Origin of the sequence: Parabacteroides sp. AM17-47 (assembly GCF_003434625.1) — a bacterium.
Classification (GTDB): Bacteria; Bacteroidota; Bacteroidia; order Bacteroidales; family Tannerellaceae; genus Parabacteroides; species Parabacteroides distasonis.
In genome coordinates, this window is record NZ_QTLI01000008.1 from 74,659 (window position 1) to 91,199 (window position 16,541).

Below are 16,541 nucleotides of genomic sequence, written 5' to 3' on the forward strand. Positions count from 1 at the left end.
TTTCAATTCATACTTATCTTTTGAAAAATCATAACTATGTTTTTTTCAAGTCCTTATAAGGATAATTTACGCATGCTTCACTAGCTCGAACCGCTTGTCTACGCAAGCAGGTAATTCATGCGGGTAATGGGTTACGTAAATCAAGGTTTTCCCCGGGCGATCGCAGAATTGCTCAATAATAGCAGCCGCCTTTTTCTTATTGCTCACATCCAGACCGTGGAGAGGCTCATCTAATATAATTAAATCGGGATCTTTCACGAAAGCTCTCGCTAATAAAGCCAAACGTTGTTCTCCCGATGATAAGGTCAAGAATAAACGGTCTTTCAAATGTTCGATGCCAAAAACTTTCATCCACTCCAAGGCTACCGTTTCTTGCTCCGCATTACACTTACGAAACAAGCCGATCGAATCGAAAAAGCCGGAACCGACAATATTCAAGGTAGGGACATTCTCTTTATAATATAAGTGCATCTCCGGCGATACATATCCGATACGCTTCTTGATATCCCAAATACTTTCCCCGGAACCTCTCTTTCTATCAAACAAATACAACGTATTCGCATACGACTGGGGATTATCCGCGTAAACCAAACTCAGCAAGGTAGATTTACCAGCGCCATTCGGACCGAATAACGCCCACTTCTCCCCGTTCTTGATTTCCCAATCCAAATCTTTCAAGATCGTACGGCTACCATAGCGTATTTTCACATGTTCCATGCGTAAAGTCACCTCATGTAAAGAGGCTATCTTGTTCATATCCACAGGTAAACGAACCTTACCAACTTCCTCGCATGCATGAATGCCTTCCGTTGGAAAAAGACGGGCGATTAATTCCGTATCCGACATAAACTCCTCTCGAGTCAGCGGAGGCAAGCAAGTACGATCATGGATAGGCAATACATGCGTGATCATTGCCGGTATGTCATTGGGGTTAGATAATAACAAGACAACTTGAACACCATTCAATTTTGTCATTTGCCCTAGCATCTCTACCAATAAATCCCGGGAAGGAGCGTCTAAGCCGATAAAAGGATTATCCAAGATCAAGACACGAGGACGGCTAAGCAACGTCCGGACAATCAAGAATTTTCGTAATTCACCACTTGATAAGAAGATCAACCGCTTAGGCAATAAATCCTCTATACCGAAAAGAGTCAATATCTTCGCTAAATTATCAGAGCCCGCATATTCCTTCAACAATTCCTCGACAATAGGCATCTCCTCCGTCTCTGTCGAATGCCAACGTTGTTGGTAATAAGAATTCCGGCAATCCGCCAACGAATAAATATCCTTAAACGCTATACTCTTGATAAAGTCACTCACCTTACCATCCCCGGAGAACACGACCTCACCTTCCTTAAAAGCGAATTTACGCTGCATAATATCCGCTATCAAGGTTTTACCAGCACCATTCGGACCGATTACAGCCCATTGCTGCCCTTCATCAATTCTCCAATTCACGGGTGTCGTAAACCGCAATTCCGGCAAACGAGTAACGATATTCTTAATATCGACCACCATCATTCCTTCTTTTTCCATCTTTTTTCTAAATAAGCCGGACAAAGGTACATAGTTTATTTAAAAATGACAGCATAATGACAAAAAAAGGGGCCACTCATCACGAGCAGCCCCTCTATAGTATACAGGCACTTGGTATGTCTATGTTAACTAGTAGTTAATGAACGCCTGTACGTGTATCCCACCACATTTGTTTACCCCACAAATTATCCACGACTTCCGCATCGAACGGAGCGCAATTCGCATTGTTCAAATTACGTTCCTTATCAGGATACGGAGAGCGGAACGGGGGTACGTTATGATTAGAATAGTTTGCCGGACGGCCCGGAGCCGGATACAAGTTGTCTGGCACGCCTGTACGGCGATACAATGACCAACCTTCCATTCCTTGCTTGAACATGGCAACCCATTCCTCATAATAAATCTGTTTCTTATCATTCGTGAACTTACCCGCGTTCGCAAGGTAATCCGCTATATCTTCGGCAGATACGCTATTCTCTTCCATGGAATAGGTAACAGCCTTATTGTATGCGTCCTCTGCGGAGATTCCGGTATTCCATCCCAACATAGATGCCTCAGCGACACAGAACCAAGGCTCAGCGACACGCATATAAGGAGAAAAACCAGCCAAGTCCGTGAAGAAACGTGCTCCCCAAATGGAATATTTAGAAGCTACCGCATTCGCTTTCGCCCCGATCGTATAACCTACATACTTAGGCTCACCGGCCTCCACACTTTCTTTTGTGGGTTGGAAATAAGATGAGCGACGAGGGTCCTCACGTGTATTCATATGATCCACGATCACGTCTGCGGCACAATACTCCGTCTTACGTGTACGATAACCGTCTGCCATCGGTTCGTAATAGTTGGGGTCTGTTCCGATCCACCAGAAGAAAGCATTATCATCGTTGCTTTCCATGATCGGATACTTAGTGGGATTACCCATGACTTCCTCTACGGTCTCCTTAGCCAACGCCGGGGAAACCTCTGAGATACGCATCGCTAAACGAAGACGCATAGAATTACAATATCTCTGCCACTTCTCGATATCACCACCGAATAACAAGTCTCCCTCGCCTAAGTCATCACTACCACCATCGGCAAAGCCATCCGCAGCTTCCTTCAACGTAGCCAATAAGCCCGGATAAATATCCTCTTGCTTATCGTATTTCGGCTGCAAGACCCCATCTGTCATCTTAGCGGCATCCGTATAAGGGACATCCCGCCAACGATCCGTGGCTACCTGCATCAAATGAACCTGCATAACCTTCGATACGTTCAGCATATTAGGAGTCTCATTAAACGTGGCACGCTTCTCGATATCTTTTAGGTTATTCAATATACGATACAAATACTCCCAGTTCGTATCCTGTACACCCGTACGGAAATTATAGCGGGACTCGTCGATATAAGTCATCTTCGAAGCATATCCGCAGAAAGTCATCGGCTCATCCATCGCGAACCACCGATCATACAGACGATAGGATGTGTAATATAAAGAATACGCCAGAAGATTCGTCGTAGGCACATCCGTAGGGCTATCCGGGTCTGTATTGACCTCCTCAAACGAATCGGTACACGAGCTACCGAATACAGTAGCACCGATCATCATAGCCATCATGAAATTCTTGATATATCTTTTCATATTAAATTCCTCAGATTAATGTTGATTAAAATGTTACACCTAATTTAAGACCAAAGCTACGAGAAGGAGGATAAGAGTTGGACTCAAAACCTACACCAGAGTTAAATCCTCTGCTTGTAGCCGTAGTCTCGGGGTCATCACCACCGGTACTTGTAGACTCCGGATCAATATGAGCGATATTTGACTTATGCACCCAAAGCAATGCCAAGTTCGTACCAACCAATGATACATGAGCGGCCTTGATACATTTAGTCTTCTCTAGAATTGATTTCGGGAAATTATACGTCAGGTGAGCCTCACGCAATTTCAAGTAAGAACCATCGAATACCGACATCTCACAAATCGTATAATAATTATAGAAGAAGTCCTCTGCGTTGACAGCGACATCATTAATCTTACCATCAGCGGTCTTGAAGACCTTGTCCGTCATATAATTCTGGCCAAGTACGACGCCATTCTCACGCAAATCGCCTTCTGCTGTGTGTTTCAAGATACCTGTCTGAGAACCGAATGCTTGTGTAACAGAATACACGTCACCGCCCAAACGGAAATCCAATAAGAAACCGAAGCTCCAATCCTTATAAGAGAACTCATTGCTGAAACCAGCCAACCACTTCGGCGTAACATCACCGATCTCTTTTCCAGCCTCGTAGACAGGAATACCATCCTCTACCAAGATCGAGCCATCCTCATTATATACGTAACCAGTACCTACCAAAGTACCCCAGCTTTTACCGACCATCGCATAGTTCTTCACGCTCCAGCTACTACCGATTTGGTAAGCGTCCAAAGACTGTCCGGTAACGGGATCTGTATAAAGCTCATCGATTCGACTCTTATCCTTCGCCCAGTTCAACGTAGCCGTCCAGTTGAATCCCTTCGGATTCTTGATGATATCACCGGATACCTGCAACTCGACACCCTTGTTGCTGATCTTTCCAGCGTTAATATACATAGAGGTATAACCGGTAGAGGTAGCCACGTTCGCATTCATGATCTGATCGCTCGTCACCTTATTATAATATGCGGCATCAATATGCAAACGATTGTTGAACAAATTAGCCTCAACACCAACTTCCCAAGTCTTTACGCTCTCCGGACGAAGATTTGTAGGAGGAAGGATTGTCGGATTATAGAACAATGTAGTACCATTGAACGAAGAACTGATCAATGAATAATAAGCGTTCGAACGATACGGGTCCGTTGCGGAACCGATCTTTGCCCAACCACCACGCAATTTCAAGAAATTCAAATAATCGCCATTTTGCAATCCGGGGAATGTCTCGGTCAAGATCCAGCTACCACTGAAAGAAGGATAGAAGAAAGCGTCCTTGATCGTAGAGTCCCAGTCATTACGGACACTGACCTCGGCATAAGCCATATTCTTGTAGCCGATAGAGGCATTAGCGTATACAGAGTTTGAACGACGTTTCTCATGGTCGTTCAAGGTGTACGGGGTTCCATGAGCGTTCGCTACGGTAAACAATCCCTCTGCGGTCAATTCGTCCGCACCTGTCCCCATGATAGCTGTTTGATAATCACGATAGTTGGCTCCAGCCAAACCATTCAAGGCCCAATCACCGAAGTTCTTGTTCACGTAGGCGATAAAGTCCGCGTTAAACTCAGTCATCGAACGGTCGAAGCTACGGAAATATCCATTCGGATAGTCGATATTCCATAAAATACGAGAGAACTGATTAGAATCGTAATGATCCAAGCCCATACGACCTTCAAACTTTAACCAATCGGTCGGTTTGATATACAAGGAGGTCTTGCCATAGAAACGATTACGATCATAACTATTGGTATTCTTATTCAATGTCCAATACGGATTCGCATGGAAAGACTGTATCCAGTTATAATGCGTATATTTTCCATACTCATCCACTTGATCCCAATTATTCTTCAAATCTTTCAAATCAACTTGACGACCAAACCACTGCATGATAGACTGCAAGGCATTCGTACTGTTATATCCCGTACCCGGCAAGTTTGCGCTTTTCGTGCGAATATAATTCGCGGACAAGTCGAAATCAATATACTTATTAAACGTCATTTTCGTGTTCACTGCCATAGCATAGCGCTTCTGATCAGTGTTCGGGGTCGTACCGCCTTGATCACGGAAAGATAAAGACGCGCGTGTAGACGTTTTATCCGTAGAGGCAGACAAAGCCACCGTATGATTCATAGAATAACCCGTTTGGAAGAAATTCTTGATATTGTCCGGGCTGGAAACCCAAGGAGTAGCCTGACGCACGCCATCGATCACCGGGCTATTGTATTGCGGCAAATTCAATCCGATATCCAAGCGAGGTCCCCAAGACTCATCTGCGTTATCGTTGATACCACTACCCATACCATCTACATAATTGTAACCATTCTCCAAGGCAAAAGCTTGATAATCGCCAGAATATCCCCCCGCTTGCGCTTCCTTCCAATCATACTCGGAAGCGTAATAGCCTTGTCCGTACTTATTCTGCAATCTAGGCAAATTATAAACCCGGTCAATCGTGATATCACCCTCATAAGAGATAGATACACCCTTGTCTTTCTTACCGGATTTAGTAGTAACCAAGATAACGCCATTACCGGCACGCATACCATACAAAGCGGCAGATCCACCCTTTAACACAGAGATAGACTCTATATCCTCCGGATTAATATCATTCAAGCCGGAACCCAAGTTTACAGTGGCACCTTTCGCGTTATCATTAGCGATAGGCACACCATCCACAACGATCAACGGTTGGTTATTACCAAAAGAGGAATTACCGCGAACCACGATATTCTGCGACGCACCAACCTGTCCACCTTGAGAAGTAATCTGCACACCGGCGATCTTACCGGAAAGTGAGGTCGCCAAGCTCTGTTGGCCAGCTTTTGTCAACTCATCAGATTTCACCTCTTGCAGGGCATAACCCAAGGCTTTCTTCTCACGAGTCAAACCCATAGCGGTTACAACCACCTCATCCAACGCTTTTGAATCCGAGTCCAAAACAACGTTGATCACGGATGCCACAGGTACTTCCTTCGTTTTCAATCCTACATAAGAAATAAAGATCATCTTAGCGTCTCTCGGTACATCTAAACTAAAGTTTCCCTCAAAGTCCGTAACCGTACCAATCGTAGTGCCTTTCACAACGACAGCCGCACCGATCACGGGTTGCTGATCTTCCGATGATATAACATTACCTGTTATCTTCATCGTCTGTGCCGTTGCGACTCCTATGCCTATAAACAAGCATAATAACAAAAAAGTCAACCTTCTCATAAACACACTTTTTTATTTAACAATTAATTATTTAAATCAAAATTCACACATAACTTACCATAGTCTACGAAGAACTTAGTTTAAAACAGCAGGATTATACATGCATATATATAAAATTACATTAAAATATTCACTTTACTTTCACATACAATCATACATACACCTAATCTTCACACCGCGAATATAAAGAATATTTTCTGTTAAAAACAAATAATACAATGATTTTATGTCATCAAAACAGTCAAATATATTTCATAACGTCATTTTTAGACTTATTAAATGCATATTTTGATACACAAGCAATATCATAATAACACAAAACCAATCAAGCAATAGGTAATTTTCAGTTAATCTATTTTACAACAATAAAGATTATACAAGATTTTAATATCATTTTAACAAACTATTTGATTTTTGATAAAAAAAGAAGATTTCCTTAAGAATCATAGCATTTCAACCTATTTCGCTTTCACTTGTAAATAAAATCGTTCTTCGTAGACTATGTTCCTTCCAAAATAAATGAATACATTTGCCTCACGTAAATCTTTAAAACTAATAGCATGAAACATTTTCTTTTAGCCATGGCTACTTTATGGTGTGTGGCAGGTACATTCTCCTTATTCGCGGCAGATAACAATAAATGGAAGCCTCTCTTCGGTAAAAATCTGGAAAACGCCAACTACAATCCGGAAGTTTGGAGCGAGACTGATGGCGTGTTAGGTGCCGTGAAGGACGAGTCTATCTGGACAAAGGATGAATATGAGAACTTCGAGCTGGATCTTGATTTTAAGACCGACGTGGGCACGAACAGCGGAGTAGTCGTTTACTGTACGGACACGAAGGATTGGATACCCAACTCGGTAGAAATACAGATAGCGGACGACCATTGTGAAAAATGGGGAAACGGCAAGCCGTATGAGAAATGCGGAGCCATTTACGGACATCTAGGCGCCGTGCAAGACAAGGTAGTCAAAAAACCCGGGGAGTGGAATCATATGCGTATCAAATGCTCCGGACAACATATCATGGTTATCCTCAACGGAAAGAAAGTTACCGAAATGGATATGAGCAAATGGACTTCCGGCACCAAGAACCCGGATGGAAGCGATATCCCAAGCTGGTTGCCCAAACCTTTCGCCGAATTACCGACAAAGGGATTTATCGGATTACAAGGAAAACATGGGGATTCATTAATCTGGTTCCGTAATATCAAGATTCGGAGTCTTTGATAGACCTATTATATTTTGATAGACCTATTATATAATGTACGTGAGGGGCCATAAACAGCCCCTCATTTATTTAAAAGACTCTCGTCCCTTTTCCTTGGTGAATCTCCGAGGCTTGCGTAATAATCACTTGCTTCACCCCGGCGTCTATCGCTTGGTAAGCGTTTTCCAGTTTCGGGATCATGCCCCCTTGGATAATTCCTTGTTCTACATATCCCTTAAACGCTATACGATCGATTTCCGGTATCACGCTCTCATCATCGTTCTCGTCCAACAAAACGCCTTTTTTCTCGAAACAGAACATCAATGTCACCTCAAAATGTTTCGCCAACGCTTTAGCGGCTTCTCCCGCTATCGTATCAGCGTTCGTATTCAACATATGGCCTTGCTTATCATGTGTAAGAGGAGCCAGTACCGGCACGATACCTTGATGAATAAGAGAGGCTAGCAAATCAGCATTCACCTCTTTCACGTCGCCTACGAAACCATAATCCACCTCTGCCACGGGACGTTTATCCGAACGCATCAAGTTCATGTCCGCACCGGTCAAGCCTAAAGCATTTACGCCCAACGCCTGCAAGCCCGCTACGATGTTTTTATTCACCAACCCGCCATAGACCATTGTCACGACCTTCAAGGTCTCGGCATCCGTAATACGGCGACCGTTCACCATCTTGCTCTCGATCCCTAGTTGAGCGGCAAGCTTGGTAGCCGAGCGTCCTCCCCCATGCACCAAGACCTTATATCCCTCGATAGCAGCGAAATCGTTCAATAATTGACGAAGCGTTTCTTCTTCCTCAACGATCTTCCCTCCTACCTTTATCAAGACTAGTTTTTCCATACTTAATTCTTTTTTATAAAATTTTCTCGCCAAAGTTACTAAAAAAAGAAAGATTTGTATACATTTGCACTCGCAATGCGGTAGTAGCTCAGTTGGTAGAGCATCAGCTTCCCAAGCTGAGGGTCACGAGTTCGAGCCTCGCCTACCGCTCTATCAGGCATTAGGCGATTATCCAAATAAGGATGGTCGCCTAATTTTGTTTTATCTCCTCAATGCTCCTTCTAAAAGCAACGTCCGTTTCTCTAGCTAGAAACTAGAGTTTTGTGCAAGGGAAACTTCTGTTTCCTCATAGGAAAACTTTTGTTTTCCCTAGAAGAAACTAAAGTTTCTTAAAAAAAAATCCGTAAAAACTGCAACACTCTTATAATCAAAGACGTAACCAAGTTTCCTTTTCCCTTTATAATAAAAACAAAGTTATCTCTTTTCTCGACATAAAGCCATATGTTATGCTTAAACGATCTATACTGTTTAAGAAAAATAATCTACCTTTGCGTCAAATAATCAAGAAGAGAATGACAAAAAGCATATTTCTATTCCTGCTGGGGATTCTTTCCCTATCGGCGATAGCGCAACCCAAACTGAGCGAGGAAGCCCGTATCAGTCTGATGACCAGCGCACCGTACGATGAAGAGGTATTCACCGTGTACGGGCATGCCGCTCTACGCATATACGATCCCAAGCAAAATATAGATTATATATTCAATTACGGTATATTTGATTTCTCCAAACCTAATTTTATCTACCGATTCGCTAAAGGAGAGACGGATTATAAACTGGGAGTAGCCGATTTCCAAGACTACGTGATCGAGTACCAAATGCGGGGCAGCGATATCACGGAGCAAGTATTGAACCTCACCCAAGAAGAGAAAGAGCATATATGGGATGCCCTGCTTATTAATTACAGGCCGGAAAACAGGGTATATCGTTATAACTTCTTCTTCGATAATTGCGCTACCCGCCCTGCCGCGATCTTGGAAAAGGAGATCAACGGGAGCGTCGATTATCAGTATCCCTATCAATCCCAGACCTTCCGGGATCTTATTAATTATTGTACCCGAAACCATCCGTGGCTCACATTCGGATGCGACCTAGCGCTAGGCAGCCCCTCCGACCGGGAGGCCACCCAGCACGAGATGCTCTTCCTCCCCCCTTATCTAAAAGAAGCGTTCTCTAAAGCCACCATCACGGGCCCGGACGGGACAATCCGCCCATTGGTGAGCGAGACCCACGTGATCGGAGCCGGGGAAGCCGACGAGCCGGAAAAAGATATCTGGGATTTATTCACCCCTTTAGTCTGCGCTTGGCTTCTGTTCGGAATCGTTTTAGGGTTTACTTGGATCGAATGGCGCAAAAAAAAATACTTCTTGTGGGTGGATTGTGTCCTTTTCTCGGTAGCCGGAGCCGGAGGTGTCATCCTCTTCTTTCTTAGCTTCATATCCGTCCATCCCTGCACGTGGCCGAACTGGTCTTTGGTATGGTTACAGCCGCTCGATTTGATCGCTGTTATTTTGTTTTGCGTAAAAAAGCTGAAGAAGGCTGCATATTACTATCATTTTATTAACTTTGCGGCGCTTACGCTGATGTTACTGGGATGGTATTTCATTCCGCAACATCTAAACAGTGCCTTTATTCCGCTTGTAGCCTCGATTTGGGTTCGTTCGGGTTGGGGTGTTTACAGAAATATATGGAGAATCGGATGAGAAAAATTATAACGTCACTTATCGCTATCCTCGTGGTAACAAACCTCGAGGCGCAGCAACGTACCCCCAAATTGGTTGTATGTATTACTGTGGATCAGCTAAGGGGCGACTATATAGAATACTTTTATAATACATTTGGCGAACGGGGCTTCAAGCGTTTGATGAACGAGGGGTTGGTGTACAACAATATCCGCTTCGAGTTCTCGGACATAGACCAAGCCAGCGCGTTCGCGACTCTTTTTACCGGAAGCAACCCTTGCTTCAGCGGTATCGCGGGGGAGAAGACGTTTGATTTCGAGAAAGAGAAAGAGGTCTCGATCTTAAATGATCCTGAATATCTGGGTAATTACACGAAAGAGAATTATTCGCCCAAGAATTTATTCAGTTCCACGATCGGCGACGAGTTGAAAATCGCCTCTCAAGGAAGAAGCGACGTATATTCCATCGCCCCGGATGCCGAGAGCGCCATCCTTTCCGCCGGACATGCGGCGAACGGAGCTTTCTGGATGGATAACACCAACGGGAAATGGGCTACCACGACGTACTATAAGGGAATCCCTTGGTACGTAGACCGCTATAATAACGGCCCGGAATCCTTGGCGTCACGCTTGGAAACCATGGTATGGACTCCTACCCTTCCGATGGAGAAATACGATGCCTTTCCTTACGTATTGGATGATCTTCCTTTCCGCTATACGTTCAGCGAGAAGTTCGCGAACTGCTATCCGAACCTGAAGACCTCGCCGTTCATCAATAAGGAGATCAATCGCTTGGCCCTCCAGTTCCTAGAGTACGGAGGGTTTGGTACACGCAGTTGCCCGGATATGTTGTCTATCACGTACTACGCGGGCAATTACCGGGGTACGATGAGCAAGGAATACACCCGGGAGATTCAAGATACGTATTATCAACTCGATCAAGATATCGAGAAGCTACTGGATACGATCGACAAGAAAGTGGGCTTGGCCAATACATTGGTAGTCTTCACCGGTTCCGGTTATTATAAAAGCGAGGAGTCTTATCCGGACGGCCTGATGGTGAACGGTGGCGAGTTCCACCCGAAACGTTGTCTGGCCCTGCTTAATATGTACTTGATGGCCATTTACGGCCAACATACCAGTTGGGTACAAGGATACTACAACAACCAGATCTACTTGAACCGCAAGGCGATAGAAGACGCCAAGCTGGATTTGACGACTTTACAGAACAAGGCCGCCGAATTCATACAGGAATTTAGTGGCGTACAACTCGTCACCACGGGCAGGAGCTTGCTTACGGGCGACTGGAACGAGGGAACCGCCAAATTCCGTCAAGGTACGCACCATTTGAGACGGGGCGATCTGATCATCGAGTTGCAACCCGGTTGGAAAGTAAACCTCGACAATCCGAAAGAAAAAGTCAAGATTATACGCAATAATGCTGTTATCACCCCGCTGGTATTTATGGGCAACGGGTTGAAACCCCAACATATCTACCGCGAAGTCAAGGCCACTGAGGTAGCCCCCACGGTAACCCATGTGCTAAGAATCAGGCCACCAAACGCTACTCAAAGCCTACCGCTTTGGGAATTGAAAATTGGTAATTGAGAATTAAAATTATCATAGAAGGGAAAGGTAGGTGGTTCCCCCCTAAGTATTTTATCTGAATTCAAACAACAAAGTAATAACAGACGATGATTGCTCATTGACAATCGGAAGTTGAACTCTCAATTTTCAATTTTCAATTTTCAATTATCAATTATCAATTAACATAAGAATCATGGGATTTAATGAGTTTATGACGAAGCTGTTCGGCAATAAGTCGCAGCGTGACCTTAAAGAAATCACACCTTACGTAGATAAGGTAAAGGCCGTATATCCGTCAATCAAGGCACTCTCGAACGACGAGTTGCGTGCGAAAACAGATGAGATCAAACAACGTATCCAGGACTACGTAGCCGAGGAGAAAGCGCAAGTGGAAGAGCTTCGCAAAGGCATCGAGGATAAGGAACTGGAAGAACGTGAGGCGATCTGGGCCGAGGTAGATAAAATCGAGAAAGCCATCACGGACAAGATGGAAGTGGTACTGGAGCAATCCTTGCCCGAGGTATTCGCCATCATGAAAGATACGGCCCGCCGTTTCGCCGAGAATGAGGAAGTGGTAGTTACCGCTAACCAATTCGACCGGGATCTGGCCGCTCGTTTCGACTTTGTCCGCATCGAGGACGATAAGGCGATTTACGCCAATCACTGGAAAGCCGGTGGAAACGAGATCACATGGGATATGATCCATTACGACGTTCAGCTATTTGGTGGCGTCGTTCTTCATAAAGGTAAGATCGCCGAGATGGCGACCGGTGAAGGTAAGACCTTGGTGGCTACCCTTCCGGTATTTTTGAACGCCTTGACACGTAACGGTGTACACGTGGTAACCGTGAATGATTACTTGTCAAAACGTGACTCCGAGTGGATGGGACCGCTTTATATGTTCCACGGACTTTCCGTAGACTGTATCGATAAGCACCAGCCGAACTCCGAGGCTCGCCGTAAGGCTTACGAGGCGGATATTACGTTCGGTACGAACAACGAGTTCGGTTTCGACTACTTGCGTGACAATATGGCGATCAGCCCGAAAGACTTGGTACAACGCAAGCATAACTACTCCATCGTCGATGAGGTGGACTCCGTATTGATCGATGACGCTCGTACGCCGCTGATCATCTCCGGACCGATCCCTCGTGGCGAGGAACAATTATTCGAGCAATTCCGCCCGAACGTGGAGGTTGTCGTGAACGCGCAGAAAGACCTTTGCTCCAAATTATTGATCGAGGCCAAGAAGAAAATGGCTAGCGACGACCAGAAGGTCGTTGAGGAAGGCTCTATCCTTCTGTACCGCTCCTTCAAGGGATATCCCCGCAACAAGGCGTTGATCAAGTTCTTAAGCGAGCAAGGCGTAAAAGCTCAAATGTTGAAGACGGAAGAATATTTCATGTCCGAGAATATGCGCCATATGCACGAGGCGACCGATGAGTTGTATTTCGTGATCGACGAGAAGAACAACAGTATCGAATTGACGGATAAAGGTATCGACCTATTGACCGGTAAGACGGACGACCCGACCTTCTTCGTACTTCCCGATATCACTTCCCAATTATCTCAATTGGAGAACATGACAGGAACCGAGGAAGAGAAACAAGCTCAAAAGGACGAGATCTTGGCGAACTATTCCGTTAAGAGCGAGCGTGTACATACCATCAACCAGTTGTTGAAAGCTTACACCTTATTCGAGAAGGATGATGAGTACGTGGTTATGGACAACAAGGTTATGATCGTTGACGAGCAGACGGGTCGTATCATGGACGGACGTCGTTATTCCGATGGCCTGCACCAAGCGATCGAGGCTAAGGAACGTGTAAAGGTAGAGGCCGCTACACAAACATTCGCCACGATCACCTTGCAGAACTACTTCCGTATGTACCATAAATTATCCGGTATGACCGGTACGGCGGAGACGGAAGCAGGCGAGTTCTGGGATATCTACAAATTGGACGTAGTAGTGATCCCGACCAACCGACCGATCGCCCGTAACGATATGAACGATCGTATCTACAAGACAAAACGTGAGAAATATAACGCTGTTATCGAGGAAATCGTTCAGCTGACGGAAGCAGGCCGTCCGGTATTGGTGGGAACAACATCCGTAGAGATCTCCGAGCTATTGAGCCGTATGCTTACGATGCGTAAGATCCAGCACAATGTATTGAACGCTAAGTTGCACCAGAAAGAGGCCGAGATCGTGGCCTTGGCGGGTCAAAAGAGTACGGTTACGATCGCTACCAACATGGCCGGTCGTGGTACCGATATCAAGCTGTCCAAGGACGTGAAAGACGCAGGCGGTTTGGCTATCATCGGTACGGAACGCCATGAGAGCCGTCGTGTAGACCGTCAGTTACGTGGTCGTGCCGGACGTCAGGGAGACCCGGGTTCTTCCGTATTCTTCGTTTCACTGGAAGACGACTTGATGCGTTTATTCGCTTCCGAGAAGATCGCCGGCTTGATGGATAAGCTTGGTTTCAAGGAAGGCGAGGTTCTGGAGCACAATATGCTGAGCAAGTCCGTAGAACGTGCCCAGAAGAAGGTCGAGGAAAACAACTTCGGTATCCGTAAACGTCTGTTGGAATACGACGACGTGATGAACTCGCAACGTAACGTAATCTACACCCGCCGTCGCCACGCCTTGATGGGAGAGCGTATCGGTCTGGACGTATTGAACACGATTTACGATACTTCTACAGCTATCGCCGATCAACACGCCGAGGACTTCGAGGGCTTCAAGTTAGAATTGTTCAAGACATTCGCCATGGAAAGCCCGTTCACGGAAGACGAATTCAAGAGCATGAAACCGGAGCAACTCGTAGAGAAATTGTTCGAGGAGGCATTGAAGACTTATAAACGTCGTATGGAACGCATGACGCAAGTCGCTCACCCGGTCATCAAGCAAGTGTACGAGAATCAAGGAGCGATGTACGAGAATATCATGATCCCTATCACGGACGGCAAGCGCATGTATAATGTATCTTGCAACCTGAAAGAGGCTTACGACACGGAATGTAAGGCAATCGTTAAATCCTTCCAGAAATCAATCGTATTGCATATGATCGACGAGGGATGGAAAGAGCATCTACGTGAGATGGATGAGCTGCGCCACTCCGTACAAAACGCTAGCTACGAGAACAAGGATCCTTTGTTGATCTACAAACTTGAATCTTACAACCTGTTCAAGACAATGGTAGACAACATGAACCGTAAGACAGCCGCCATCTTGATGCGTGGACAGATCCCGGTACGTGAGGAGCCGACCGAGGAGCAACGCCAAGCCATGCAAGCCCGTCAAGCGGCCGTAGCCCAGCAAGCAGCCCAAGCGATCGCCGAGGAAAGAGCCCGTCAACGTATCGCCGTACAAGAGGCCGCCCCGGAGAAGCACGAGGATATGAGCCGTTACCGCACGGAGAAAACAGACTTGAGCGGAAACAACACCCAAGCCGAGGCACCTCAGCCGAAGCAAGCTCCGGTCCGTGCCGAGAAACGAGTAGGACGCAATGATCCATGTCCTTGCGGAAGTGGCAAGAAATACAAGAACTGCCACGGACAAGGTTTATAAGGAACAAGAAATAAGATAAAAAAAGAGGGACAGAATACCAATCTGTTCCTCTTTTTTGTATATTGCAGGCATATAAACCCATTAAATGCTACCATTATGATTATTGGAATTCCAAAAGAAATCAAGAACAACGAGAACAGGGTAGCTCTTACTCCCGCCGGAGCCAAAGAGTTGGTGAAAAGAGGTCATACCGTGTATGTGCAACACACGGCTGGTATAAACAGTGGTTTCGCCGATGATGCCTATGTGGCGGCAGGGGCCCGGATACTCCCGTCCATTGAGGATGTATATGGAATTGCCGAGATGATCGTAAAAGTAAAAGAACCGATCGCCAGCGAATATCCCTTGGTACGCAAAGGACAGCTTGTCTTCACCTACTTCCATTTCGCATCCGACGAGGCTCTCACCCTTGCCATGATAAAGAGCGGCTCCATCTGTCTGGCTTACGAGACCGTGGAGAACCCAGATCATACGTTACCCCTTTTGATTCCTATGAGTGAGGTGGCCGGACGCATGTCCGTACAGGAAGGCGCTCGTTTCCTTGAGAAACCGCAAGGTGGCAAAGGCGTATTGCTAGGTGGCGTGCCGGGCGTGAAACCGGGTAAGGTATTGGTTTTAGGCGGTGGCGTGGTAGGCCACAACGCCGCCTTGATGGCCGCCGGGCTAGGTGCCGATGTCACGATTGCCGACATCTCGCTTCCCCGCTTGCGCTATCTGTCCGAGACGATGCCGAAAAACGTGAAGACGTTGTTCTCTTCCACGCATACGATCGAACAGGAATTACCCACTACCGATTTAGTGATCGGCGCCGTATTAATCCCCGGAGCCAAGGCCCCGCACTTGATCACCCGGGATATGTTGAAGTTATTAAAACCGGGCAGCGTATTGGTAGACGTAGCCATCGATCAAGGCGGTTGCTTCGAGACCTCCCACCCGACTACGCACGCCAATCCGGTTTATGAGATAGACGATATCCTCCATTACTGCGTAGCCAACATTCCGGGAGCGGTCCCGCAGACTTCCACATTAGCCTTGACCAACGCTACCCTGCCGTACGTGATCAAGCTTGCCGACAGAGGTTGGGAAAAAGCCTGCGAGGAAGATCCGGGCCTAGAACTAGGATTAAACATCGTGGAAGGAAAGATTGTCTACCCCGCCGTAGCAGAGGCTTTTCCTTCACTCAAAGCATAAGTTCCAAAGA

9 protein-coding genes and 1 tRNA gene are annotated in these 16,541 nt (G+C 45.9%); 6 read left to right on the plus strand and 4 right to left on the minus strand.

Annotated features, from left to right (window positions below):
• Positions 1-66: 66 nt before the first annotated feature.
• From DW205_RS07905 to DW205_RS07915, 3 genes are all read right to left on the minus strand, one after another.
• Positions 67-1,539 (minus strand): ATP-binding cassette domain-containing protein, encoded by a 1,473-nt coding sequence (locus DW205_RS07905; RefSeq protein WP_008778506.1) that lies wholly within the window; start codon positions 1,537-1,539, stop codon positions 67-69.
• A gap of 136 nt (positions 1,540-1,675) precedes the next feature.
• The gene (locus DW205_RS07910; protein ID WP_005865332.1) at positions 1,676-3,163 is read right to left on the minus strand and encodes a SusD/RagB family nutrient-binding outer membrane lipoprotein; all 1,488 of its coding nucleotides are present in this window, start codon (positions 3,161-3,163) and stop codon (positions 1,676-1,678) included.
• 25 nt (positions 3,164-3,188) lie between these two features.
• On the minus strand, positions 3,189-6,434 hold the full coding sequence (locus DW205_RS07915; RefSeq protein ID WP_005865330.1) for a SusC/RagA family TonB-linked outer membrane protein: 3,246 nt from the start codon (positions 6,432-6,434) through the stop codon (positions 3,189-3,191).
• Between the two features lie 560 nt (positions 6,435-6,994).
• On the opposite strand from DW205_RS07915, the gene DW205_RS07920 reads away from it, so the two are divergent.
• Positions 6,995-7,663, plus strand: coding sequence for a DUF1080 domain-containing protein (locus DW205_RS07920; RefSeq protein WP_005865328.1), 669 nt, complete (start codon positions 6,995-6,997; stop codon positions 7,661-7,663).
• Between the two features lie 70 nt (positions 7,664-7,733).
• Here DW205_RS07920 and argB read toward each other — a convergent pair whose 3' ends face one another.
• The gene (gene argB, locus DW205_RS07925; protein WP_005855613.1) at positions 7,734-8,501 is read right to left on the minus strand and encodes an acetylglutamate kinase; all 768 of its coding nucleotides are present in this window, start codon (positions 8,499-8,501) and stop codon (positions 7,734-7,736) included.
• A gap of 77 nt (positions 8,502-8,578) precedes the next feature.
• On the opposite strand from argB, the gene DW205_RS07930 reads away from it, so the two are divergent.
• The 5 genes from DW205_RS07930 to ald all read left to right on the plus strand — a co-directional run bounded on the left by DW205_RS07930 (position 8,579) and on the right by ald (position 16,531).
• Positions 8,579-8,651: transfer RNA gene (locus DW205_RS07930), tRNA-Gly, on the plus strand.
• 362 nt (positions 8,652-9,013) lie between these two features.
• On the plus strand, positions 9,014-10,201 hold the full coding sequence (locus tag DW205_RS07935) for a DUF4105 domain-containing protein (RefSeq protein ID WP_008778507.1): 1,188 nt from the start codon (positions 9,014-9,016) through the stop codon (positions 10,199-10,201).
• A complete protein-coding gene (locus DW205_RS07940) occupies positions 10,198-11,787 on the plus strand; it encodes an alkaline phosphatase family protein (protein ID WP_005865323.1) in 1,590 nt (529 codons plus the stop codon). The genes DW205_RS07935 and DW205_RS07940 overlap by 4 nt, the downstream gene beginning before the upstream one ends.
• A 172-nt stretch (positions 11,788-11,959) precedes the next feature.
• Positions 11,960-15,340 (plus strand): preprotein translocase subunit SecA, encoded by a 3,381-nt coding sequence (gene secA, locus DW205_RS07945; protein WP_005855607.1) that lies wholly within the window; start codon positions 11,960-11,962, stop codon positions 15,338-15,340.
• A gap of 96 nt (positions 15,341-15,436) precedes the next feature.
• The gene (gene ald, locus DW205_RS07950) at positions 15,437-16,531 is read left to right on the plus strand and encodes an alanine dehydrogenase (protein WP_005865321.1); all 1,095 of its coding nucleotides are present in this window, start codon (positions 15,437-15,439) and stop codon (positions 16,529-16,531) included.
• Positions 16,532-16,541 lie beyond the last annotated feature (10 nt).

What these genes read in the sequence shown, in the direction of transcription:
- DW205_RS07905 (WP_008778506.1), bottom strand. Translation starts at nt 1,539, where the DNA reads ATGGAAAAAGAAGGAATGATGGTGGTCGATATTAAGAATATCGTTACT.
- DW205_RS07910 (WP_005865332.1), bottom strand. Translation starts at nt 3,163, where the DNA reads ATGAAAAGATATATCAAGAATTTCATGATGGCTATGATGATCGGTGCT.
- DW205_RS07915 (WP_005865330.1), bottom strand. Translation starts at nt 6,434, where the DNA reads ATGAGAAGGTTGACTTTTTTGTTATTATGCTTGTTTATAGGCATAGGA.
- DW205_RS07920 (WP_005865328.1), top strand. Translation starts at nt 6,995, where the DNA reads ATGAAACATTTTCTTTTAGCCATGGCTACTTTATGGTGTGTGGCAGGT.
- argB (WP_005855613.1), bottom strand. Translation starts at nt 8,501, where the DNA reads ATGGAAAAACTAGTCTTGATAAAGGTAGGAGGGAAGATCGTTGAGGAA.
- DW205_RS07935 (WP_008778507.1), top strand. Translation starts at nt 9,014, where the DNA reads ATGACAAAAAGCATATTTCTATTCCTGCTGGGGATTCTTTCCCTATCG.
- DW205_RS07940 (WP_005865323.1), top strand. Translation starts at nt 10,198, where the DNA reads ATGAGAAAAATTATAACGTCACTTATCGCTATCCTCGTGGTAACAAAC.
- secA (WP_005855607.1), top strand. Translation starts at nt 11,960, where the DNA reads ATGGGATTTAATGAGTTTATGACGAAGCTGTTCGGCAATAAGTCGCAG.
- ald (WP_005865321.1), top strand. Translation starts at nt 15,437, where the DNA reads ATGATTATTGGAATTCCAAAAGAAATCAAGAACAACGAGAACAGGGTA.